The 23,818-nt window shown below is 66.3% G+C and carries 19 protein-coding genes and 1 other RNA gene; 2 read left to right on the top strand and 18 right to left on the bottom strand.

What is annotated here, in order from left to right; translation table 11 throughout:
- Positions 1–55: 55 nt before the first annotated feature.
- The 15 genes from ftsZ to rnpB all read right to left on the bottom strand — a co-directional run bounded on the left by ftsZ (position 56) and on the right by rnpB (position 17,941).
- Complete coding sequence (ftsZ, locus tag AC6LKG_RS23550) at positions 56–1,240, bottom strand: cell division protein FtsZ (RefSeq protein ID WP_020925134.1); 1,185 nt, start codon at positions 1,238–1,240, stop codon at positions 56–58.
- Between the two features lie 190 nt (positions 1,241–1,430).
- On the bottom strand, positions 1,431–2,657 hold the full coding sequence (gene ftsA / locus AC6LKG_RS23545; protein ID WP_006217473.1) for a cell division protein FtsA: 1,227 nt from the start codon (positions 2,655–2,657) through the stop codon (positions 1,431–1,433).
- Between the two features lie 4 nt (positions 2,658–2,661).
- Positions 2,662–3,486, bottom strand: coding sequence for a cell division protein FtsQ/DivIB (locus AC6LKG_RS23540; protein ID WP_498168785.1), 825 nt, complete (start codon positions 3,484–3,486; stop codon positions 2,662–2,664).
- A 12-nt stretch (positions 3,487–3,498) separates the two neighbouring features.
- Complete coding sequence (locus AC6LKG_RS23535) at positions 3,499–4,449, bottom strand: D-alanine--D-alanine ligase (protein ID WP_498168782.1); 951 nt, start codon at positions 4,447–4,449, stop codon at positions 3,499–3,501.
- Positions 4,446–5,852, bottom strand: a complete 1,407-nt coding sequence (gene murC, locus AC6LKG_RS23530) for a UDP-N-acetylmuramate--L-alanine ligase (RefSeq protein WP_498168780.1) — start codon at positions 5,850–5,852, stop codon at positions 4,446–4,448. The genes AC6LKG_RS23535 and murC overlap by 4 nt, the downstream gene beginning before the upstream one ends.
- The gene (murG, locus tag AC6LKG_RS23525) at positions 5,849–6,928 is read right to left on the bottom strand and encodes an undecaprenyldiphospho-muramoylpentapeptide beta-N-acetylglucosaminyltransferase (RefSeq protein WP_498168778.1); all 1,080 of its coding nucleotides are present in this window, start codon (positions 6,926–6,928) and stop codon (positions 5,849–5,851) included. The genes murC and murG overlap by 4 nt, the downstream gene beginning before the upstream one ends.
- Positions 6,925–8,118 (bottom strand): putative lipid II flippase FtsW, encoded by a 1,194-nt coding sequence (gene ftsW, locus AC6LKG_RS23520; protein ID WP_498168776.1) that lies wholly within the window; start codon positions 8,116–8,118, stop codon positions 6,925–6,927. Before ftsW ends, murG begins: the two co-directional genes overlap by 4 nt.
- Positions 8,115–9,647: a UDP-N-acetylmuramoyl-L-alanine--D-glutamate ligase gene (gene murD / locus AC6LKG_RS23515; protein ID WP_498168774.1), complete on the bottom strand. Its 1,533-nt coding sequence runs from the start codon at positions 9,645–9,647 to the stop codon at positions 8,115–8,117. The genes ftsW and murD overlap by 4 nt, the downstream gene beginning before the upstream one ends.
- Positions 9,644–10,813 carry a phospho-N-acetylmuramoyl-pentapeptide-transferase gene (mraY, locus tag AC6LKG_RS23510; RefSeq protein WP_498168772.1) on the bottom strand — a complete coding sequence of 390 codons (1,170 nt, stop codon included), beginning with the start codon at positions 10,811–10,813 and terminating at the stop codon, positions 9,644–9,646. Before mraY ends, murD begins: the two co-directional genes overlap by 4 nt.
- Positions 10,803–13,667 (bottom strand): bifunctional UDP-N-acetylmuramoyl-L-alanyl-D-glutamate--2,6-diaminopimelate ligase MurE/UDP-N-acetylmuramoyl-tripeptide--D-alanyl-D-alanine ligase MurF, encoded by a 2,865-nt coding sequence (gene murF, locus AC6LKG_RS23505; protein WP_498168769.1) that lies wholly within the window; start codon positions 13,665–13,667, stop codon positions 10,803–10,805. The genes mraY and murF overlap by 11 nt, the downstream gene beginning before the upstream one ends.
- Entirely contained in the window at positions 13,664–15,391 is a 1,728-nt protein-coding gene (locus tag AC6LKG_RS23500) for a peptidoglycan D,D-transpeptidase FtsI family protein (protein WP_498168767.1), read from the bottom strand. Before AC6LKG_RS23500 ends, murF begins: the two co-directional genes overlap by 4 nt.
- On the bottom strand, positions 15,388–15,678 hold the full coding sequence (gene ftsL, locus AC6LKG_RS23495) for a cell division protein FtsL (protein ID WP_498168764.1): 291 nt from the start codon (positions 15,676–15,678) through the stop codon (positions 15,388–15,390). Before ftsL ends, AC6LKG_RS23500 begins: the two co-directional genes overlap by 4 nt.
- Complete coding sequence (gene rsmH, locus AC6LKG_RS23490; RefSeq protein WP_498168762.1) at positions 15,678–16,775, bottom strand: 16S rRNA (cytosine(1402)-N(4))-methyltransferase RsmH; 1,098 nt, start codon at positions 16,773–16,775, stop codon at positions 15,678–15,680. Before rsmH ends, ftsL begins: the two co-directional genes overlap by 1 nt.
- A gap of 7 nt (positions 16,776–16,782) precedes the next feature.
- Positions 16,783–17,211: a division/cell wall cluster transcriptional repressor MraZ gene (gene mraZ / locus AC6LKG_RS23485; RefSeq protein WP_427993226.1), complete on the bottom strand. Its 429-nt coding sequence runs from the start codon at positions 17,209–17,211 to the stop codon at positions 16,783–16,785.
- Positions 17,212–17,535: 324 nt separating this feature from the next.
- An RNA gene (gene rnpB / locus AC6LKG_RS23480) (RNase P RNA component class A) lies at positions 17,536–17,941 on the bottom strand.
- 108 nt (positions 17,942–18,049) lie between these two features.
- On the opposite strand from rnpB, the gene AC6LKG_RS23475 reads away from it, so the two are divergent.
- Entirely contained in the window at positions 18,050–19,885 is a 1,836-nt protein-coding gene (locus AC6LKG_RS23475) for an ATP-binding cassette domain-containing protein (RefSeq protein ID WP_498168758.1), read from the top strand.
- 76 nt (positions 19,886–19,961) lie between these two features.
- Here AC6LKG_RS23475 and pyrC read toward each other — a convergent pair whose 3' ends face one another.
- Entirely contained in the window at positions 19,962–21,041 is a 1,080-nt protein-coding gene (gene pyrC / locus AC6LKG_RS23470; RefSeq protein ID WP_498168787.1) for a dihydroorotase, read from the bottom strand.
- The gene (locus AC6LKG_RS23465) at positions 21,037–22,230 is read right to left on the bottom strand and encodes a M20 aminoacylase family protein (RefSeq protein WP_498168756.1); all 1,194 of its coding nucleotides are present in this window, start codon (positions 22,228–22,230) and stop codon (positions 21,037–21,039) included. Before AC6LKG_RS23465 ends, pyrC begins: the two co-directional genes overlap by 5 nt.
- A 147-nt stretch (positions 22,231–22,377) precedes the next feature.
- Between AC6LKG_RS23465 and AC6LKG_RS23460 the strand changes: the two genes are divergently transcribed.
- Entirely contained in the window at positions 22,378–22,656 is a 279-nt protein-coding gene (locus tag AC6LKG_RS23460) for an SWIB/MDM2 domain-containing protein (protein ID WP_006217453.1), read from the top strand.
- A 505-nt stretch (positions 22,657–23,161) separates the two neighbouring features.
- Here AC6LKG_RS23460 and AC6LKG_RS23455 read toward each other — a convergent pair.
- Positions 23,162–23,527: a DUF4870 family protein gene (locus AC6LKG_RS23455; RefSeq protein WP_498168754.1), complete on the bottom strand. Its 366-nt coding sequence runs from the start codon at positions 23,525–23,527 to the stop codon at positions 23,162–23,164.
- Between the last annotated feature and the right edge of the window lie 291 nt (positions 23,528–23,818).

Below are 23,818 nucleotides of genomic sequence, written 5' to 3'. Positions count from 1 at the left end.
GGACAGGCAAGCCGGAGATGAGGGAGTGCGGGAAGCCTGAAACCAGGCCCCCGGCTCAATCCGCCTGCTTGCGCAGGAACGCCGGGATGTCGAAATGGTCCATGCCCGAGCTTTCCAGCGCGCGCACCTGGGCCGACGCCTGGCTGCGCGGGTTGCGCATGACCGACGGCATGTCCAGGTTGCGGTAGTCGCCCTGGCCGGCGGCCGGCATCGTGCCCATGGGCAGGTTGTCGGTGCCGGTGCGCAGCGCCTCGGCGGTGTTCTGCACCAGTTGCGGACGCGCCTGCGCACGGCCCAGGCCGGTCGCAACCACGGTCACGCGCAGGTTTTCACCCATCGATTCGTCGTAGGCGGTGCCGAAGATCACGGTGGCGTCGTCCGAAGCGTAGCTGCGGATCGTTTCCATGATTTCGCGCGTTTCGCGCATCTTCAGCGAGCGGCTGGCGGTGATGTTGACCAGCACGCCGCGCGCGCCGTTCAGATCCACGCCTTCCAGCAGCGGGCAGGCAATGGCGTGCTCGGCGGCGACGCGGGCGCGGTCAGCGCCCGATGCCGATGCCGTGCCCATCATGGCCTGGCCCTGCTCGCCCATGATCGTCTTGACGTCTTCGAAGTCGACGTTGACGTTGCCTTCGACGTTGATGATTTCGGCGATACCCGCGCAGGCGTTGTGCAGGATATCGTCGGCCGAACGGAAGCAGTCTTCCTGCGTCGCGTCCTCGTCCATCAGCTCATACAGGTTCTCGTTGAGCACCACGATGAGCGAATGCACGTGCTTGGCCAGTTCGGCGATGCCGTCCTCGGCCATCTTCAGGCGCTTGTTGCCTTCGAACGAGAAGGGCTTGGTGACCACGCCCACCGTCAGAATGCCCAGCTCCTTGGCGACTTCGGCCACGACCGGGCCCGCGCCCGTGCCGGTGCCGCCGCCCATGCCGGCAGTGATGAAGACCATGTGCGCGCCGTTCAGGGCGGCACGGATCTCTTCACGCGCGGTTTCGGCCGACGCGCGGCCTTGCTCGGGCTTGGCGCCCGCGCCCAGGCCGGTGCGGCCCAGGCGGATCTGCACCGGGGCGTTGGTCGCCGCCAGCGCCTGCGCATCGGTGTTGGCGCAGATGAAGTCCACGCCATGCACGCCGCTGCGAATCATGTGCGCGACGGCATTGCCGCCCGCACCGCCCACACCAACGACCTTGATTACGGTCCCTTTGGTGTTGTTCTCAAGCATCTCAAAGTTCATCATGATGACTCCCTCACAAGTCCGATTTTGCAAATCACAAAAATTCCCCAACAACCTATATTTTGTGAATCGCCTCAAAGCCGAAGCCGACTGCTTTGGTCCGCAACGGGTTTGAGACGCCTCCCCTTTCTGGCCCGGCCCGCCTTACCGCTGCGGATCGTGCCAAGGAGCAGGCCCCAACCTGCCCCCCTCTTCAATTCATGAACCATTCCTTCATGCGCGCCAACAGGCTCTTGAAATTGCCGGTCTGCGCGGCGACCTTGCGGCCGCGCACGCGCTGCATGCGCGCTTCCTGCAACAGCCCCATCACGGTCGAAAAACGCGGATTGCGCATCACATCCGCCAGGCTGCCTTCGTACTCGGGCACCGCCACGCGCACCGGCTTGAGGAACACGTCCTCGGCCAGTTCGATCATGCCGGGCAATTGCGCCGAGCCACCGGTCAGCACCACGCCGGAAGCCAGCAGGTCCTCGTAGCCGGAGTCGCGCACCACCTGCTGCACCAGCGTGAACAGCTCTTCCACGCGCGGCTCGATCACCGCGCCCAGCGCCTGGCGCTTGACCTGGCGCGGACCGCGGTCGCCCAGGCCCGGCACTTCCACCGACTCGTCGGGGCTGGCCAGTACCTGCTTGGCCACGCCGTAGCGCAGCTTGATTTCCTCGGCATCGGGCGTCGGCGTGCGCAGCATGGCGGCGATGTCGTTGGTGATCTGGTCGCCGGCGATCGGCAGCACGGCGGTGTGGCGGATCGCGCCACCGGTGAAGATCGCCACGTCGGTGGTGCCGCCGCCGATATCCACCAGGACGACGCCCAGTTCCTTTTCGTCGGCGGTCAGCACGGCCAGGCTCGAGGCCAGCGGCTGCAGGATCAGGTCCTGCACTTCCAGGCCGCAGCGGCGCACGCACTTGACGATGTTCTGCGCGGCGCTGACGGCGCCGGTCACGATGTGCACGCGCACTTCCAGGCGCAGGCCGCTCATGCCAATGGGTTCGCGGATATCTTCCTGTCCATCGACAATGAATTCCTGCGTCAGCACGTGCAGCACCTGCTGGTCGGTCGGAATGTTCACCGCCTTGGCGGTCTCGATGACGCGGGCGACGTCGGTGGCGGTGACTTCCTTGTCCTTCACGGCGACCATGCCGCTGGAATTGAAGCTGCGGATATGGCTGCCGGCGATGCCGGTGTAGACGTCGCGGATCTTGCAATCTGCCATCAGCTCGGCTTCTTCAAGCGCGCGCTGAATCGAATTCACAGTGGTCTCGATATTGACGACCACGCCCTTGCGCATGCCGCGCGATTCGTGCTGGCCCAGGCCAAGCACTTCGAATCGCCCTTCGGGCAGGATTTCAGCCACCACAGCCACCACCTTGCTGGTGCCGATATCGAGGGCGACGATAAGGTCCTTGATGTCACGGGTCATGGCGTTAGCGTTTCTTGGGAGGTTTCGGTGTGGATTTGGATTTGGTTTCCGACGCTGGCAACGGCGCCAGCGCCAGGGCGAAACCATTGGGATAGCGCAGGTCGGCCTGGGTGATGGTGCGCCCTTCCAGGCGCCCCGCCACGGCGGGCCAGGCCTGCACGAAACGTTGAATGCGCGCTGCGAACGGCAGCGCGCCGGGCAGGCCGTGCGGATCCGGCGCATCTGCGCCCGGATCGCGGCCCAGGTCCAGCAACATGCCGTTGGACAGCACCACGCGCCAGGCGTAACGCGGACTCAGCTCCAACTGCTTGACATGCATGTCGAGCGGGGCGAACCAGCGCGCCAGCTCGGCATAGCGCTGCACCACCAGCGACTCGGTGCCTTCGGGTCCGGAGAACTGCGGCAACATCGTCTCGTCGTCCACCTCGCCCGTATTGGCCGTGAACGCCTCGCCCCAGGTGTTGATCATCTGGTTCTCGTTCCATAGCGCCAGGGGCTGTTGCTCCTCGATGCGCACGCGCAGCACATTGGGCCAGATCCGCCGCACGGTGGCATGGCGCACCCAGGGCACCGACTCGAAGATCTCGCGCGCCTCGTCCAGGTCCACCGTGAAGAAATTGCCCTTGAAGCGACCGGCGATCGCCGCGCGCACCGCGCCCGGCGAGACATAGTGCAGCTCGGTATCCGGCATCGATTCCAGCTCGATCGCCGTCAAGGTGAAATACGGACGCTGCGCCACCCACACCACGCCCGCGACGAGCATGGCGCAGACCGCCAGCACGGCAAGCGTGTTGGCGATCAGGTTGGTAGTGCGAGCGTCGTTCCACACAGAATGTCCGGGTCAAGTATTGCGAGCGGCGCTGTGCAACTTGCACGAGGCGTCGGCCAAAATCGCCACGCACAACTCGGCGTAGCTCATGCCGGTGGCGCGGGCCGCCATCGGCACCAGCGAATGGCTGGTCATGCCGGGCGAGGTATTCAGTTCGAGCAGCCAGGGGCGGTTGTCGGCGTCCAGCATGAAGTCGGCGCGGCCCCAGCCTTCGCAGCCGAGCGCGCGATAGGCGCGCACCGCGATGTCGGCGACTTCCTCGGCCACAGCGGGCGGCAACGCGGCCGGGCAGAAGTACTGCGTGTCATCGGAGAAGTACTTGTGCTCGTAGTCGTAGTTGCCACCGGGCGCGGCGATCTCGATCACCGGCAGCGCGCGCGCGCTCTTGCCGCTGCCCAGCACCGCCACGGTCAGCTCGCGGCCTTGGATGAACTGCTCGGCCAGCACCTCGGCGTCGAACTTGGCGGCCAGGGCATAGGCTTCCTTCATGTCGGAATAGCCCACCACCTTGGTGATGCCCACGGTCGAGCCCTCGTGCGGCGGTTTGAGGATGAGCGGCAGGCTCAGGCGGTCGGGCACCAGGCGCAGTTCGGTGTCGGCGTCCAGCAATTCGAATTCGGGCGTGGGCAGGCCATGCTGCAGCCAGACGCGCTTGGTCATGGTCTTGTCCATGGCCAGCGCCGAAGCCAGCGGGCCGCTGCCGGTGTAGGGAATGCCCAGCAGTTCCAGCGCGCCCTGGATCGAGCCGTCTTCGCCGAAGCGGCCATGCAGCGCGATGAAGACGCGCTCGAAGCCCTCGGCAGCCAGCTCGGCCAGGCTGCGCTCGCCGGTGTCGAACAGGTGCGCGTCGACGCCGGCGCTGAGCAGCGCCTGGTGCACGCCGGCCCCGGACATCAGGGACACTTCGCGTTCGGCGGAACGGCCGCCGTACAACACACCCACCTTGCCGAATTTCGCGCTCATGCCAATTCTCCAACCTGGGCCGGGACCTTGCTGATCGAGCCCGCCCCCATGACGATCACCACGTCGCCATCGCGCACGAAGTCAACCACCGCCTGCGGCAGGTCGGCCACGTCCTCGACGAACACCGGCTCGACCTTGCCGGCCACGCGCAAGGCGCGCGACAAGGCGCGGCCGTCGGCGGCAACCAGAGGCGGCTCGCCGGCGGAATAGACTTCGGTCAACAGCACCGCGTCGGCCGTGCCCAGCACGCGCACGAAATCCTCGAAGCAGTCGCGGGTGCGCGTGTAGCGGTGCGGCTGGAACGCCAGCACGATGCGGCGGTCGGGCCAGGCGCCGCGGGCTGCGGCCAGGGTGGCGGCCATTTCCACCGGGTGGTGACCGTAGTCGTCGATCACCGTGAAAGTGCCGCCGCCATGCGCGGCGGGCACCGGGAATTCACCCGTCTGCGTGAAGCGGCGGCCCACGCCCTTGAACGAGGCCAGCGCATCGCGAATGGCCTCGTCCGGCACGCCCAGTTCGGTCGCCACGGCAATCGCCGCCAGCGCATTGCGCACGTTGTGCAGGCCCGGCAGGTTCAGCTCCACCTGCAACGGCGGCAGCAGCGTGTCGCTGTGGCTGCGCTGCACGTTAAAGCGCATGCGCGTGCCGTCGGCCTGCACTTCGTAGCCGCGCACCATGGCCTCTTCGTTCAGGCCATACGAGGTGATGGGGCGCGACACGAACGGCATGATCTCGCGCACGTTGGCATCGTCGGTGCACAGCACCGCGCTGCCGTAGAACGGCAGGCGCTGGGTGAATTCGATGAACGCGCTCTTGAGACGGGCCACGTCGTGGCCGTAGGTGTCCATGTGGTCCGCGTCGATGTTGGTCACGATGGCCATCACCGGCAGCAGGTTCAGGAACGAGGCGTCGGATTCGTCAGCTTCGACCACGATGTAGTCGCCCTGGCCCAGGCGCGCGTTGGCGCCCGCCGAATTCAGGCGGCCGCCGATCACGAAAGTCGGGTCCAGGTCGCCGGCCGCCAGGATGCTGGCCACCAGGCTGGTGGTGGTGGTCTTGCCATGCGTGCCGGCCACCGCGATGCCGCGCTTCAGGCGCATCAGCTCGGCCAGCATGATGGCGCGCGGCACCACCGGGATGCGCGCGGCGCGGGCGGCGATGACCTCGGGGTTGTCGCCCGCCACCGCGGTTGACGTGACGATCGCGCCAGCGCCGGTGACATTGCTGGCGACGTGGCCGATGGCGATGTTCACGCCCAGGCCGGCCAGGCGACGCGTCACCGCCGACTCGCTCAGGTCGGAACCGCTGACGGTGTAGCCCAGGTTCAGCAACACCTCGGCAATGCCGCTCATGCCGGAGCCGCCAATGCCTACGAAATGGATATGTTGGATTCTGTGTTTCATGATGAACGCCCCGCTGCCTGTTCACAGACGTCGGCGATGTGCGCCGCCGCTTCCGGGTGCGCATGCGCGCGGGCCCGTTCTGCGACGGCTTGCAGTTCTTGTCGGTTGCGCCGGCCCAGCCAGTCCGCCAGCCACTCGGGGCTCAAGGCGTTCTGAGGCTGCAGCCAGGCGGCCTGCGCGTCGCTCAGGAAGCGCGCGTTGGCGGTTTGATGGTCATCGATGGCATGCGGGAACGGCACGAACAGCGCCGCCACGCCCGCCGCGGCCACTTCGGACACCGTCATGGCGCCCGCGCGGCAGATCAGCAGGTCGGCATCACCCATGGCGCCGGCCATGTCGTCGATGAAGGCGCGGCAATCAGCCGCCACGCCCGCCTGGGCGTAGGCCTGTTGCAGCGCCGGCAGATGTTGTTCGCCGGCCTGGTGCACCACCAGCGGACGGCTTTCCTGCGGCAGCCGCGCCAAGGCTTGCGGCACGGCGGCATTGAGCGCCTGGGCGCCCAGGCTGCCGCCCACCACCAGCAGCCGCAGCGGACCGCTGCGGCCGGCATAGCGCTGCGCCGGATCGGGCAGGGCGCACAGGTCGGCGCGCACCGGGTTGCCCATGGCTTCGCCCTTGGGCAGCACGCCGGGGAACCCGCTCAATACGCGGCGCGCCATGCGGGCCAACCACTTGTTGGCGGTGCCGGCCACCGCATTCTGTTCGTGCACCACCAGCGGCGTGCCGCGCAGCGCCGCGATGACGCCGCCGGGAAAGGCCACATAGCCACCCATGCCCAGCACCACGTCCGGGCGCACCGACGACAGGCGCGACCACGCCTGTGCAAACGCGCGCACCAGCAGGAACGGCAGCTTCAACAGTGCCGCCGCCCCCTTGCCGCGCACGCCGGCGAAGCGCAGCGGCACCAGCTCGATGCCGCGCGGCGGCACCAGCTTGCCTTCCATCTTGTCGGGATTGCCCAGCCACAGCACGCGCCAGCCGCGCTGGCGCAGCACATCGGCCACGGCCAGGCCGGGCATGATGTGGCCGCCGGTGCCGCCGGCCATGATCAGGATGGTGCGCGACGACGTGGTCATACCCGCCCTCCACGCATCATGATTCGGCTTTCCACATCGACCCGTATCAACATGGCCAGCGCGCACAGATTCATCACCACGCCGGAGCCGCCATAGCTCATCAGCGGCAGCGTCAGGCCCTTGGTCGGCAGCAGTCCCAGGCACACGCCCATGTTGATGAAGGCCTGCACCCCGAACCACATCGCCACCCCATGCGCCACCAGGCCGGCGAAAGTGCGTTCCATGGCGATGGCCTGGCGGCCGATGTCGAAGCCGCGATACACAATGATCGCGAACAGCGTGATCACCGCCATCACGCCAACGAAACCGAGTTCCTCGCCCACCACCGCCATCAGGAAGTCGGTGTGGGCCTCGGGCAGGTAATGCAGCTTCTCGACACTGGCGCCCAGGCCGACACCCAGCCATTCGCCGCGCCCCAGGGCGATCAGCGAATGCGACAGTTGATAGGCGCTGCCATAGGCATTGTCTTCGTTCCAGGGATCCAGGTAGGCGAACAGACGCGCGCGGCGCCACGGCGACAACCAGATCAACATCAGGAACGTGCTTACCAGCACCGCCAGCAGGCTGCTGAAGTACTTGCCGTTGATGCCGCCCAGGAACAGGATGCCGATGGCGATCGCCACGATCACCATGAACGCGCCCAGGTCGGGCTCGAGCAGCAACAGCATGCCGACGCCGGCCAGGGCGAACGCCATCGGCAGAAAGCCGCGGGCGAAGGCCTGCATGTGTTCCTGCTTGCGCACGGTGTAGTCGGCGGCGTACAGCAAGGCGGCCAGCTTCATCAACTCGGATGGCTGGAAATTCAGCGGACCCAGCGGGATCCAGCGGTGTGCGCCGTTGACCTCGCGGCCGATGCCCGGAATCAGCACCGCCACCAGCAGCACCATCGCCACCACGAACAGCGGCACCGCCAGGCGCTGCCAGACGCGGATCGGCACCGCCAGCACGACCGCGCCCGCCACCAGACCGGTACTGATGAACAAGCCGTGGCGAATCACGAAGTAGTAGCGGCCATAAGACGCGTAGCGCGGACCGTCGGCCAGCGCGATCGACGCCGAATACACCATCAGCAGGCCGAGCAGCAGCAAGGTCGAGGCCGCAATCACGAGCGGCAGGTCGAAATTGCGCATGCGGGTACGGCCGGGCCGTACGGCGTTGACGCTGGCGGTGAGATCGGCGATCAGGCTCATGCCACCTCTCCCCGGTCGCGGGCCAGGTCTTCGACCTCTTCCACGAACACTTGCCCGCGATGCGGGTAATTGCGGAACATGTCCAGGCTGGCGCAAGCGGGCGACAACAGCACCGCGTCGCCGGCCTGCGCCAGGTCGGCGGCGCGGCGCACGGCGTCGCGCAGCGATTCCACGGCAATGCACTCGACGCCCGTCGCCGCCAGCACCCGGCCGATCTCCGGGCCATCCTGGCCAATCAGCAGCACGGCGCGCGCATGGCGCGACACCACCGGAATCAGCGGCGAGAAGTCCTGGCCCTTGCCCTGCCCCCCCGCGATCAGCACCACCGGCTGGCCCAGACCTTCGAGCGCAGCCACGGTGGCGCCGACATTGGTGCCCTTGCTGTCGTTGATGTAGTCCACGCCGCCGACACTGCGCACGAAGGCGGCGCGATGCGGCTCTCCCGCATAGTCGCGCAGGGCGCGCAGCATGGCGCCCCAGCCGAGATCGAGGCAGCGAGCCAGTTGCAACGCGGCCAGGGCATTCAAGGCATTGTGGATGCCGCGGATACGCAGGGCGTCGACCGGCATCAGGCGGCTCATGCGGCCCTTGGCACGCACCGGCTCCGGCGCGTCTTTCTTGCGGCGCACCGGCGCGACAGGCTCGTCGAAATCAAGTGGCTCTGCTGCCACCAGCCAGGCCACGCCCTGGCCCTGCTCCAGGCCCATGTCACCGACCCGCTCTGGCACATCGCGGCCGAAGCTGCGTACCGGCAGGGCATCCAGCGACGGCACCATGCCCAACGTATAGGGGTCGTCACGATTGACGATGGCGATACGCGCCATTTTCAGCAGGCGGGCCTTGGCATGGGCATAGGCATCCATGCCGCCATGCCAGTCCAGGTGATCCTGTGTCACGTTCAGCACCACCGCCGCATCGGCCATCAGCGTCTGGGTGGTCTCGAGCTGGAAGCTCGACAACTCCAGCACCCACACCTGCGGCAGGTCATCGGCTTCCAGTGCCGCCATCAGCGCGGTCAGGGCCGCCGGGCCGATGTTGCCCGCGGCGCGCACCGACAGGCCACTGGCCTCGATCAGGTCGCGCGTCAGCGCGGTAACGGTGGTCTTGCCATTGGTGCCCGTCACTGCCAGCACGCGCGGACGGTATTCGCGGGTCTCGGCCAGCCCGGCCAGCGCCCGCGCGAACAATTCGATCTCGCCGACGACCTCGATACCGCGGTCCCGGGCCTCGCGCAGCAGATCGCCAGCCGGCGCGCCTTCGGGCGCCAGTCCCGGGCTGACGACGACCTGGTCCACGCCGTCCAGCAGCGCGATATCGAACGAGGCATCGCAACCCAGGCGGTACTCGACCTCGGCCTGCGCCAACGCCTGGCGCAGCGCGTCCAGCCCGCCCGGCTCCGCGCGCGTGTCGGCCACGCGCAGGCGGGCGCCCTGGCGGGCGCTCCAGCTTGCGGCGGCCACGCCCGACTCGCCCAATCCGAGGATCAGGACGAGCGGCGCATCGGCGCGGGAGGTTTCCATCGTATTCATCGCAACTTCAGGGTAGAGAGGCCAATCAGCACCAGCATCATGCTGATGATCCAGAAACGCACGACCACCTGGGTTTCCTTCCAGCCGCCCACTTCGAAGTGATGATGCAGCGGAGCCATGCGGAATATGCGTCGACCTGTTCCATAACGTCGCTTGGTGTACTTGAACCACGTCACCTGGATCATCACCGACAGGGTCTCGACCACGAACACACCGCCCATGATGAACAGCACGATCTCCTGGCGCACGATGACCGCGATAGTGCCCAGCGCGCCGCCCAACGCCAGCGCGCCGACGTCACCCATGAAGACCTGCGCCGGATACGCGTTGAACCATAAAAATGCCAGCCCCGCGCCGCCGATGGCCGCGCACAGCACCATCAGTTCCGATGCGCCGGGGATATACGGGAACAGCAGGTATTTCGAATAGTCGACGCGGCCGACCACGTAGGCGAAGATGCCGAGCGCGCTGCCCACCATCACGGTGGGCATGATCGCCAGGCCATCCAGGCCGTCGGTCAGGTTGACGGCATTGCTGGTGCCGACGATCACGGCCCACGTCAGCGCCACGAAGCCGAGCACACCCAGCGGATAGCTGACCGTCTTGAAGAACGGCACGATCAGGTCGGCGCGCGTGGGCAGGGACATCGCGAAGCCACTGCCGACCCAGGCCTTGAACAATGGCCACAGTTCGGCGTTGGCCGGCGCCGACACCGCGAACGCCAGATACACCGCCGCCACCAGGCCGATGGTGGCCTGCCAGAAGAACTTCTGGCGCGCCGGCATGCCTTCCGGATCCCGGTAGACCACCTTGCGGTAATCATCCATCCAGCCTATCCAGCCGAAGCCAAACGTCACCAGCAGCACCACCCATACGAAGCGGTTGGTCCAGTCGGCCCAGAGCAACGTGCTGATGGCGATGGAAATCAGGATCAACACGCCGCCCATGGTTGGGGTGCCGGTCTTGACCAGGTGCGATTCCGGGCCATAGGAGCGCACCGCCTGGCCGATCTTCATCTCGGTCAGCTTGCGGATCACGCGCGGGCCAGCCACCAGGCCGATCAACAGCGCGGTGGCGCACGCCAGCACGGCGCGCAAGGTGATGTACTCGAACACGCCCAGGGCGCGGACATCATCGGAAAGCAAACGGGCGATCTCAAGCAGCATGGTTTTCCCCCTGCCCCTTGGACGCTTGCCCATCATTGGAAGTAAAAGCCGTCACTACCCGCTCCATGCGCATAAAGCGCGATCCCTTCACCAATACGCAGGACGCGCGCAGGCCGCGCAATGCGGCAACGACTTCGTCTACCGATGCGCAGGCGTGCGCGCCCGCACCGTAGGCGGCCGCTGCCGCCCGGCTGGCATCGCCTAGCGTGATGAGCGCGTCAAGGCCAAGCTCGCGCGCGTAATTGCCCACCTCTTCATGCATGGCGGGGCCGTTGTCCCCGACTTCGCCCATGTCGCCCAGTACCAGGACGCGGGTGCCGGCGATCCGCGCCAGCACGTCGATGGCCACGCGAACCGAGTCGGGGTTGGCATTGTAGGTGTCATCGATGAGCAACGTTCCGTCACTCAATTTCTTGTACTGCATGCGGCCCGCGACCGGGCTGAAACCGGCCAGCGCCCGCACGGCTACCTCCAGCGGCACTCCCGCAGCGATGGCGCTGGCGATTGCCGCCAACGCATTGCGCAGGTTGTGCACGCCGGGCACCGGCAACGTCAAGTCGGCATTGCCCATCGGGGTCACCACGCGGCAACGCGTGGCGTCGACATCCGCCAGGATCTGCTCCGCGTAGACATCCAGCCCCGGCTGCAGGCCGAAACGCAGCGCGCGGCGCGGCGCGGCAAGCTTGTCCCAGATTGCCGCATACGGTTCGTCGCCCGGATACACGGCCACGCCATCCGCCGGCAGCGCGGCAATGGCGGCGCCGTTTTCCAGCGCCACCGCTTCCACGGTATGCATGAATTCCTGGTGTTCGCGCTGGGCGTTGGTGACCAGCGCCACGCTCGGCGCCGCGATTGCCGCCAGTTGGGCGATCTCGCCCGGATGGTTCATGCCCAGTTCGAACACGGCGGCACGATGCTCGGACCGCAGGCGCAGCACCGTCAGCGGCACGCCGATATCGTTGTTCAGGTTGCCGGCGGTCGCGAGACGGCCTTCCTCGCCTTGCCAGCCGGCCAGCATGGCCGAGATCATTTCCTTGGTGGTGGTCTTGCCATTGCTGCCCGTCACAGCCACCACCGGCAACGAGAAGCGGGCGCGCCAGGCCGTGCCGATGCGCACCAGGGCCGCGCGCGTGTCTCCCAGGACCAGTTGCGGCAGGCTGGAGCCCGGCACGGCATGCGCCACCACGGCCGCGCAGGCGCCACGCTCGGCCGCCTGGTCGAGGTAGTCATGGGCATCGAAATTCTCGCCCGCCAACGCCACGAACAGCTCGCCGGCGCCAATGCGCCGCGTGTCGGTGGATACGCCCTTGACCAGCGGCAGCAGCAACGCCAGCCGCGCCCACTCCCGGTCATCGAAAGGCAGCTTTTCGCCGGCGATTTCCTGGTAGGTCTCGTGCCCCTTGCCCGCCAGCAGCACCACGTCTTCCGGCGCACTGGCCCAGATGGCCTGCATGATGGCGCGGGCGCGGTCCACCTGGATTTCGGCCGTCACCGAAGCCGGAATGCCGGCCACGATCTGCGCCACGATCGCCTCGGGCGGCTCACTGCGCGGATTGTCGCTGGAGACCACGACGTGGTCGGCCAGTTCGGCCGCAATACGTCCCATCTCGGGACGCTTGCCAGCATCGCGATCGCCTCCGCAACCGAAGACACACACCAGTCGGCCGGCACGCGCCTGGGCCACCGGGCGCAACGCCGTCAAGGCGCGCGCCAACGAATCCGGCGTGTGGGAATAGTCGACCACCACCAGCGTCCCGCGTCCGGCATGCGCCGGGGAGCTGACCGGCACGGATTCCACCGTTTGCAGGCGGCCGTCCACCGGGTCGGTCGCGGCCAGCTCGCGCGCGATTTGCGCGAAAGGCAAGCCCAGTTTGTACAGTACCCCCGCCACCAGCAGCAGGTTCGAAACGTTGTGTGCTCCCAGCAGGCGCGTCACGATCTGTGCTTCGCCATGCGGCGACACCAGCGTGAAGATCTGTCCTTGCGCGGTGGCCTGCAGGTCACGTGCGCGCATCGCGGCGGGAATCGCCGGGTCCGCGCCCAGGCTGTAGCCCATCACCGACAGGTCGGCCGGTAGCGAGGCAATCAGGCGACGTCCGGCTTCGTCGTCGGCGTTCACCACCGCGGCGCTCAGTCCCGGCCAGCGGAACAGTCGTGCCTTGGCCGCCTCGTAGCGTTCCATGGTGCCGTGGTAGTCAAGATGATCGCGGGTCAGGTTGGTGTAGGCGGCCAGCGCCACCCGCACACCATCCATGCGCCCCTGCTCGATGCCGATCGACGAGGCTTCCATCGCCACCGCCTTGGCGCCAGCGTCGCGCATGGCCGCCAGCAGGCGGTGCACGGTCAGCACATCCGGCGTGGTGAGATGGCCACCCAGCGTCTGTCCGTCCGGCAGCACCGCGCCCAGGGTGCCGATGGTGCCGCAGAGCTTGTCGTTGCGGCCCAGCGCGTGGGCGATCCACTGCACCGACGATGTCTTGCCGTTGGTGCCGGTCACGGCCACCACCGCCAGCGCCGCCGACGGCCGGCCGTACCAGGTGTCGCCCAGCTCGCCCAGCAGGGCGCGCAGACCGGTCACCGGCAGCATCGGCGTATCGCCAGCGGCCGCCGCGGCCTCGATGGCTGCGGTCGCGGGCGCCTCGAACAGCACCGCGCTGGCGCCCAATGCCAACGCCTTCTCTATATATAGACGGCCATCGCTGGACAACCCGGGGCAGGCGACGAACACGTCGCCGGGCTCGATCTCGCGCGAGTCCAGCTTCAGGTGCGCGGTCAACGACACGCGCGAATGCAACCACGCCACGGCTTGTTCGACCGTGGCGACGGGGGATGAGAGGAAGCCCTTGGCGCTCATCTGCCTGGCTCCTTGATACCGGCAACAATTGTCGACTCGAAGGGCGCGTCCGGCCGCACCCCCATCAACCGCAGACTCCCGCCGACGATATGGGAGAACACGGGCGCGGCGATCGCGCCGCCGTAGTAGCCGCCGACCGTGGGCTCGTCGATCGAGACCGCCACCACGATCTTGGGATCGGACACGGGTGCGAAGCCCACATACGAGCTGCGGTAGCGCTGCATGCTGTATTTGCCATCGACGATCTTGCGCGCGGTGCCGCTCTTGCCAGCCACCCGGTAGCCCTGGACCTGGGCGGCCTTGGTGCCCTCCGGTCCGGCGGCCGCTTCCAGCATGCCGCGCACCAGCGCGGTGGTCTTGGGCGTGTAGATCTTGACGCTGGTGGGATCGCTGTCGCGCTTGACCAGGGTCAGCGACACCATATCGCCATTGCGGGCAAACACCGTGTAGGCACGCGCCACCTGCAGCAGCGACACCGACAAGCCATAGCCATAGGCCATGGTGGCCTTCTCGATCAGGCGCCAGCGCTCCCACGGCCGCAGGCGGCCAGGGGCCGCCCCGGGAAACCCCACCTGCGGCGCCTGTCCCAGGCCCAGCTCGGTAAAGCGATCCCACATTTCGCGCGACTCAAGCTTCTCGGAGATCATCGTCATGCCGATATTGCTGGACTTGCGCAACACGCCGGCCACGTCCAGCGTACCGTTGCGGCTGACATCGCTGATGGTGCTGCCCTGATAGGTGAAACGCCCGTTGCCGGTCTCGAACAACGTCGACGTCGTGATACGGCCCAGATCCAGCGCCAGGGCGGCGGTGAACGGCTTCATGATCGAACCCGGCTCGAACGTGTCGGTGATGGCCTGGTTGCGCAGGTTCGCACCATGGAAGGTTTCACGCCGGTTCGGATCGAATGTAGGCAGGCTCGCCAACGCCAGGATTTCGCCGGTATGCACATCGACGATCACGGCGGTGGCGCCCTTGGCCTGGTGCTTTTCCAGGGCGTCCTTCAATTCCTTGAACACCAGGTATTGGAGACGGGTATCGATCGACAGGCGCAGGTCGCGGCCATCGACGGGCAGGGTCACGGCCTGCACATCCTCGATCACCCGGCCCAGCCGGTCCTTGATGACACGGCGGCTTCCCGGCCGGCCCGACAACTGCTGATTGAACGTCAGCTCGACGCCTTCCTGCCCCTGATCCTCGACATTGTTGAAGCCGACAACGTGCGCCATCACCTCGCCGTCCGGATAATAGCGGCGGGTCTCGGGCTGCTGGTGCACTCCGGGCAGGCCCAATTGCTTGATCTTGTCGGCCACGTCCATCGAGACCTGGCGCTTCAGGTACACGAAGTTCCTGTCTTCGTCGACGCGGCGCCGCAGGTCGGCGATGGGCGTCTCCAGCAACTTGGCCAGCGCGTCCAGTTGCGCCGAGGTGGCCTGCTTCAGGTCTTCGGGAATGGCCCAGATGGCGCGCGCTGGCACGCTCGAGGCCAGCACCGCGCCGTTGCGGTCCAAGATCTTGCCGCGCGTGGCGGACAGCGTCAGGGTGCGCTCGTAACGGCGCTCGCCCTGCTGCTGCAGGAATTCGGTGGACAGCCCTTGCAGGAACAGGGCACGGCCTGCCAGCACGGTGAAGCCGCCGAACAGCAGGATCAGCACCAGACGCGCGCGCCAGGTCGGCAATTGCCCGCGCAGCACGGGATTGTCGAAGAACGGCACGCGCTTCATCGGCCACCTCCACTGGACGGCAGCGGCGGCTGATTCAGGTAGAGCGTGCGGTCGGGCACGATGGGAATCATCTTCAAGGTGTCGCGCGCGATCACGTCCACCCGGGCATTGCGCGCCAGTTCCGCGCGTTCGAGCTGCAGGCGGCGCCAGTTGGTTTCCAGGTCGCGCGCCTGCGCCTGATCGCGACCCAGCTCAACGAAGAGCTGGCGCGACTGATACCGGCTGGTGACCAGGGAAATGGCCGACAGCATCAGCAACGCCGCAACGATCAGGTTGACACGGCCCATCAGCGGCGCCCTCCCTTGCCACCGCGGCGCGGCGGCGGAGCCAGATCGCTGCCCGGCAACGACCCGATTTTCACGAACGCCATGCCGCCCTCGGCGGGCAAGGGCGTGGCGGTACGTTCGGCGACGCGCAGCACCGCCGAACGGGCGCGCGCATTGGCCGAGACCTCTTCGTCTTCGGCCAGCACGCGCCCCAGGGAACGCAGCACTGGCTGGGGCATTTCGCTTTCGCGCAGGGGCAGGCGCGCATGCGCGGCGGCTGGACGAGCCGCCGCCGCGATGCACTGCTTGACCATGCGGTCTTCAAGCGAATGAAAGCTGATCACCGCCAACCTCCCCCCCGGGGCGAGCAGGTCTAGAGCTGACGCGAGGGTGCGCGCGAGCTCTTCGAGTTCCCGATTGATGTAAATCCGTAGAGCTTGAAAGGTGCGTGTGGCCGGATGCTGCCCCTTTTCGCGCGTGCGGACGGCGCTGGCGACGCACTCGGCAAGCTCGAGCGTGGTGCGCAGCGGCCTTGTTGCGCGGCGAGCAGCAATCGCCTTTGCAACCTGAAAAGCAAACCGTTCTTCGCCATAATCCGCTATGACCTCCCGCATCTCATCCACACTGGCTTGCGCCAGCCAATCCGCCACCGTGGGTCCACGAGTGGTGTCCATCCGCATGTCGAGCGGGCCATCCCGCATGAACGAGAAGCCGCGCTCGGCATCGTCGATCTGAGGCGAAGACACGCCCAGATCCAGCATCACGCCATCGACCTTGTCGATGCCGAGCTGCCGCAACTCTTCGGCCATGGTGGCAAAGCCCCCATGCACCACCGTCACCCGGGCATCCGCCGCCGCCAAGGCATTGGCAACGGCGATCGCCTCGGGATCCTTGTCGAACACCACCAGGCGGGCAGCCGGGCCGAGGCGGCCGAGCAGCTCGCGGCTGTGGCCGCCACGACCGAAGGTGCCGTCCACGAAGACGCCCCGTTGCGCGCGCGTAGCCGCTGCCGGCTCGTCACCGGGCTGCGACCGTGCCGCGCCCTTGCCACCGAAATCGGCCAGCAACAGCGCGTCCACCGTCGGCTCCAGCAGGACGGGCCGATGTTCGAATTCCATAACTCTTTCAGAACGAAAACTGATTCAACACATCCGGCATACCCTTGGCCAGGTCTTCAGCCTCGCGGCTCGCCAGGGTAGCGGCATCCCACAGCTCGAAGTGCGCGCCCATACCGAGCAGCATCACCTCGCGCGTCATACCGGAAGCGTTGCGCAGTTCAGGCGCGATCAGGACGCGGCCAGAGCCGTCCAGTTCCACGTCCTGAGCGTTGCCCAGCAGCAGCCGCTGCAACGCGCGCGCCGTCATGGGAAAGGCGGCAATCTGCTCGCGCTTCTTTTCCCACTCGGGCCGCGGGTACACCAGCAGGCAGCCATCTGGGTGGCGGGTCAGGGTCAGGCGGCCTTCCGCCTGCGCCATCAGCGCGTCACGATGCCGGGTCGGAATCGAGATCCGTCCCTTGGCATCCAGCGTGAGCGCGCTGCTTCCCTGAAACACCACTTTTACCCCACTTAATTGCACAATTTCCTACTATTTCCCACTCTACGGTATGGCAATGGGGCGGTCAAGCGCACGGTTGCAATTTTTTCAATCACAACAAGGACTTAGAGCAACTTGTAAATTCAACAGCAGGAAAACCTCCCAATAAATCAGGAGGTTGCATCACTATCTAAAAGTGGTTCTTAAGAAGTGGCGCCTAACAATGCCTTTGCATTGTTTTACCCAGCCCGCCAGCCGAAGACTGGCGGGGGTTGCGCGCCAGATGGCGAATGTGGCGACCTGAAAAAAGCCGCGTGGCGGCATGCGCCGATGGGAAATCCAATGCAAGACGGGCCTATAGGCCGGATTCTGTACACCAGGTTTCCCTGGCGGACGATCATTCCTCTGCGCGGATCATTGCTGAGCCGCTGTAGCCATCTACCCGCATACTCGGACGGAGCCGCCCTTCGCGGCCCGAAAGCCGCACGCATGCCTATTTGATGTTGCTCCGGGTAGAGGTTGCCGCGTTTCACCCTGCGATGCCGCCGACCGTTGCCGGCCGGCGCGATACGGAGATGGCCGTATCGGTGCGCGACTGGCGCGCCCGCCCCGCAGACTCGTCTCTGTGGCCCTGTTCCTCGACCGCGCCCGAAGACGCGACCGGACGGCCGTTAGCCGCTACCCTGCCCTGTGGAGTCCGGACCTTCCTCGATGGATTCGCACCCACCGCGATCGCCCGACCCGCCTTGCGATGCGTATTCTAGTACAGGTCGCGGCTCCGTCCCCGAACACCCGCCCGGGTTCCTGCGACAATACGGCTTGATCCGCTTATCCCGCCGCAAGAACGACTCACTACATGGCCCTCGCAACGCTCATCACCCTGACCGACATCCAGCTGGCCTATGGCCACCATCCGCTGCTGGACCACGCCGACTTCGCCATCCAGGCCGGCGAGCGCATCGGCCTCATCGGCCGTAACGGCGCCGGCAAGTCCTCGCTGCTGCGGCTGCTGGACGGCCGCACCGTGCCCGACGACGGCGACATTGCCCGCAGCTCCGGCCTGCGCGTGGCGACGGTCGAACAGGAACCGGAGCTGGACGAAAACGCCACCGTCTTCGACGTGGTCTGCAACGTCGAAGGCGACCACGAAGACTGGCAACGCCCGTCGCGCGTGCGCGCCATGCTGGAAAAGCTCGGCCTGCCCGCGGACGCCCAGATCGCCGGCCTGTCGGGCGGTACGCGCAAGCGTGTCGCGCTGGCCCGCGCCCTGGTCGAGGAGCCCGACCTGCTGCTGCTCGACGAGCCCACCAACCACCTCGACTTCGACGGCATTGCCTGGCTCGAAGAGATGCTGCGCGCCTGGAAGGGCGCCGCGGTCATCATCACCCACGACCGCCGCTTCCTCGATTCGGTGGCTACCCGTATCGTTGAACTCGACCGCGGGCGGCTGCTCAGTTTCCCGGGCAACTTCTCGCAATGGCAGGAACGCAAGGCCCAATGGCTGGAATCCGAGCGCCTCGAACAGGCCCGGTTCGACAAACTCCTGGCTCAGGAAGAAGTCTGGATCCGCAAGGGTGTGGAGGCCCGCCGCACCCGCAACGAGGGCCGCGTGCGGCGCCTGGAGCGCTTGCGCGTCGAACGCGCCGAGCGTCGCGAACGCGTCGGCGACGTCTCGCTGGCGCTGGCCGAGGGCCAGCGTTCCGGCAAGCTGGTGGCCGAGCTGGAACACGTCGGCAAGCGCTTCGGCGACAAGGTCGTCGTGGACGACTACTCCACCACCATCCTGCGCGGCGACCGCATCGGCATCATCGGCCCCAACGGCGCCGGCAAGACTACCCTGCTCAAGCTGATTCTTGGCGAAATGCAGCCGGATAGCGGCAAGACCCGCACCGGCACCAACGTCTCGGTGGCCTACTTCGACCAGATGCGCGCCCAGCTCGACGAAAACGCGACACTGGTCGACATCATCAGCCCGGGCAGTGAGTGGGTCGAGATCGGCGGCACCCGCAAGCACGTCATGAGCTACCTGGGCGATTTCCTGTTCTCGCCTGCCCGCGCCGGTTCGCCGGTGCGCAGCCTGTCCGGCGGCGAACGCGCCCGCCTGCTGCTGGCGCGCCTGTTTGCGCGCCCCGCCAATGTGCTGGTGCTGGACGAACCCACTAACGATCTTGATATCGAAACCCTGGAACTGCTCGAAGAACTGCTGCAGGAATACTCTGGCACGGTACTGCTGGTCAGCCACGACCGTGCCTTCCTGAACAACGTCGTCACCCAGACCATCGCCTACGAAGGCGACGGCCATTGGCGCGACTACGTCGGTGGCTACGACGAATGGGTGGCCCAGCGTCCCGCCCCGGCGCCGGCCACGGCGGGGGAAGAAGACGCAGCCAAGGCGACTCGCGCCGCCGACGAGGCCGCAGCCCGCGCCAGGACTGCCAAGCCCAAGCCGGCCCGCGCCGCCAAGATGAATTCGTGGGAACTGCGCGAACTCGAAGGCCTGCCCGACGCCATCGCCGCGCTCGAGGCGCAGCAGGCCGAGCTGGCCGGCAAGCTTGCCGATGGCAGCCTCTACCGCGATGCGCCCGCCGAAGTCGAGCGCATCAACAGCGAGCTGTCCAAGCTGGAAAGCGAACTCGAGGAAAAGTTCGCGCGTTGGGAACTGCTCGAGGCGCGCCGCGAAGGCGCCCTTTGATAGAAGCCCTGGCCGCCGCTCCCGCGGCGACCGCCCTCTATGCCTCTTCTATATAGTCAGAGGGCGGTCGCCGCGCTCAAATCGACGCGCGCCAGGCCAGCGTCTCGCCGGCGGCCAGCGGCACCAGCGCGGTATTGCCGAACGGCACTTCGTCCGGGATCTGGAAGCTTTCGCGCACCAGCGTCAGCTTGCCGGTGTTGCGCGGCAGGCCATAGAAATCCGGACCGTTGAAGCTGGCGAACCCTTCCAGCTTGTCCAGCTTGCCAACCGCATCGAACGCGGTCGCGTACAGTTCCATCGCATGCAGCGCGGTATAACAACCGGCACAGCCGCAGGCGTGCTCCTTCAGGCCGCGAGCATGCGGCGCGCTGTCGGTGCCCAGGAAAAAACGCGGACTGCCGCTGGTTGCCGCTTCCACCAACGCCAGCCGGTGGGTCTCACGCTTGAGGATCGGCAGGCAGTACCAGTGCGGCCGCACGCCGCCCTGAAAAATGGCATTGCGGTTGTACAGCAGATGCTGCGGCGTGATCGTGGCCGCGATCGGGCCTTCGGCATCGCGCACGTACTCGGCGCCCTCCTTGGTGGTGATGTGCTCGAACACCACCTTCAAGGCCGGGAATGCGCGGCGCAGCGGCTTCATCACGCGCTCCACGAAGATCGCCTCGCGATCGAACACGTCGATCGATGGATCCGTCACTTCGCCGTGCACCAGCAGCGGCATGCCACACTTTTCCAGCGCTTCCAGCGCCTTGGCGCACTTGCCCAGCAGATCGGTCACGCCGGCGTCGGAATTGGTGGTCGCGCCCGCCGGGTACAGCTTGACCGCGTAGACCTGGCCCGACTCGTGCGCGCGGAAGATCTCCTCGGCCGAGGTATTGTCGGTCAGGTACAGCGTCATCAGCGGCGTGAAGGCGTCGGCATCGCCGCCGGCCTTGGTCAGCGCAGCGAGGATGCGGCCGCGATAGGCCAGCGCCTGCTCGGTGGTGGTCACCGGCGGCTTCAGGTTCGGCATGATGATGGCGCGGGCGAACTGCCTGGCCGTATCGGCCACCACCGCTTCCAGCGCCGCGCCATCGCGCAGGTGCAGGTGCCAGTCGTCAGGACGGGTGATGATCAGTTGATTGGTGTTTTGCGTGGACATGGAGAGCTTCTTAATCTGCCAGGGGCATGCCCCGTTCGGCCAGCGCGCAGAACATTGCGCTGCCCAGGGGAATGACGGCATCGTTGAAATCGAAATGCGAGTTGTGCAGCACGCAGCCGGAGTCGGCCCCGCCCTGCCCCAGCCGGAAATACGCGCCAGGCTTGCTTTGCAGCATGAAGGAGAAATCCTCCGACCCCATCGACGGTACCAGATCCCGCACCACGTTCTCCTTGCCGATCATCTCGGTAGCGATGTCCGCGACCAGATTGGCGTGCTGCGGCGTGTTCAGCGTCGCGGGATAGATGCGTTCGTAGGTCAGTTCGGCGGCGCCGCCAAAGGCGCTGGCAATCGCCGTAACCAGCTCGCGCATGCGCGTCTCGACCATCTCCTGCACCGACTTGCGGAACGTGCGCACCGTGCCCACCAGCCGGGCCTCGCGCGGGATCACGCTCATCGCGCCGGGGTGGCCGGCCTGCAGCGAGCCGATGGACACCACCGCGGAGTCGAGCGGATTGACGTTGCGCGACACGATGGTCTGCAGCGCCGTGATGATCTGCCCGGCGATCGTCACCGGGTCGATCGTCTGATAAGGATGCGCGCCATGGCCGCCGCGCCCGGTGATCAGGATCTCGAAGCGGTCGGCCGCCGCCATCATCGGACCCGGATTGATGCCGATGGTCCCGGGCTTCAGGCCGGGCCAGTTGTGCAGCGCATAGATGGCATCACAGGGAAAGGTGTCGAACAGCCCATCCTCCATCATGGCTTTGGCGCCGCCGCGCCCTTCTTCGGCCGGCTGGAAGATGAGAACGGCCGTGCCATCGAAATTGCGGGTCTGCGCCAGATACTTGGCGGCCCCGATCAGCACCGCCGTATGGCCATCATGGCCGCAGCCGTGCATCAGCCCCGGCTTGGTGGACTTGTGCCCGAACTCATTGTCCTCCGTCATCGGCAGCGCATCCATGTCGGCGCGCAGGCCGATCATGCGGCCGCTGTCGCAACGCTTGCCGCGGATGACGCCCACCACGCCGGTCTTGCCGATGCCCCGATGCACCTCGATGCCCAGCGCCTCCAACGCGCCCGCCACGATCCCGGATGTGCGGACTTCTTCGAAGCCCAACTCGGGATGAGCATGCAGATCGCGCCGCAGCGCCGTCAATTCGTCATGAAACAGGCGAATTGATTCCAAAGCAGAACGTGCGTACATAGGAGGTTACAGAATGACGTGGAAGGGGGGACAGTGGGGATATTTTAGTTGCTACAGAGGATAAATGCCTTTGTCTTTACGGGAGAGACACGTTATGCTCCGGCCGCAGGACAATTTTTCCAACAGCCAGAGAAGGAGCGCCGCATTATGGCCACAACCTCCAAACCCGCGACCGCGCGCAAGCCGAACGCTGCATTCATGAAGCCCCTGACTCCCAGCGCCGAACTGGCCGCTGTGATCGGTTCGGAAGCCGTGCCGCGCACCGAGGTCACCAAGAAGATCTGGGAATACATCAAGAAGCACAACCTGCAAGATGCGAGCAACAAGCGCAACATCAACGCCGATGCCAAGCTGCGCCCGATCTTCGGCAAGGATCAGGTCACGATGTTCGAACTGACCAAGCTGGTCAACGCACATCTGAAGTAAGCGGGCAAAGGGCGTACCCGGTACGTCCCTGCCTCGGCTATTGTCGCGGCGCCCTGGCTTGAATGCCGGGCGGGCCCGACCCGGTACAGTTCACATCGCACTCACGCAGTGCTATCCATCTTTCGAGCGGTCGGCAGCCTCTCCCTCATCGGCAACGGCCAACGCGGCGACTCCCCTACCAGCCCTTCCCTACGTGGCCCAGGCATTGCTCAAGGCAAAGCCCATGGCGGCAGGCAGGCAGGCACACAACGTACCGTTGTCGCGGCCACGACCTGTTCCTCTTTGCTTCGTCTTCGTACATGCCGTACATGCTTCGCCTTCGCACGCCACGAGACGGCCTGTGCCGTTGTACGATGCGATCGACATGCGCAGCCTTCGCGAACGTGCTTCGGCATGCTTGCGGCAAGTGCCTGGCGTTTCGCTTGGCCAAGGCAGACAACCCTTTGCCCATCAAATGAAAAGGCCGGCGTGACGCCGGCCTTTTCAATCTGGCATACCGCGCGAATCACGCGTAAGAGGTTGGAGCCGTGCCATCCAACAGCGCGAGCCAACCCTTGATCAGGCGGTACAAGCCCCACACAATCGTCGCGATGACCCCGATCCATCCGATATAGATCAGCACCGCCAGGCTGCTGATGGCCAGCCACAGCAACGCCCACCAGAAGGTGCGCAGCAGCCAATCAAAATGCGCGGCATAGACGGTACCGGCGACATCGGAACGCTTCAGGTACATCAGCACGACGGCAGCCAGCGTGGCAATGCCCAGGAAACCACTGGTCAGAAAGCCCAGGGCAAACAAACCATAGGCCACATGGGTCAGCGTGCGCAGGTCCAATGCCGTACCGGGCGCGGGGGTCTGGGTATCACTCACGATTACGCTCCAACAATTGACTCGGTCAATCTTACCGCACAAACCAACCCGGTCCACGAGCGTTGTTATTTGGGCACATTCAATGCTGGCGCGGCTTGCAGGCTTGCCGGCCGACTTTTTACTCATCCATTTTCAGGCGTTGACGTGGCATCGCACAACAGCCTCCCCCATGTGGCGCGGCCGCACGGGGGTTTTTCATGGGTTTTGCGATGCGGCCGCCGATGGGATTTGCCGCGCAGGGGCGTGGGGCGCTGGCGGCCGAGCCTGGTTCAGCCGGCCCGCGTTCGTGCG

The organism is Achromobacter sp. 46006, assembly GCF_059761975.1.
The sequence above is the reverse complement of the archived record's forward strand: the minus strand, read 5'-3'. Positions and strand labels throughout refer to the sequence as shown.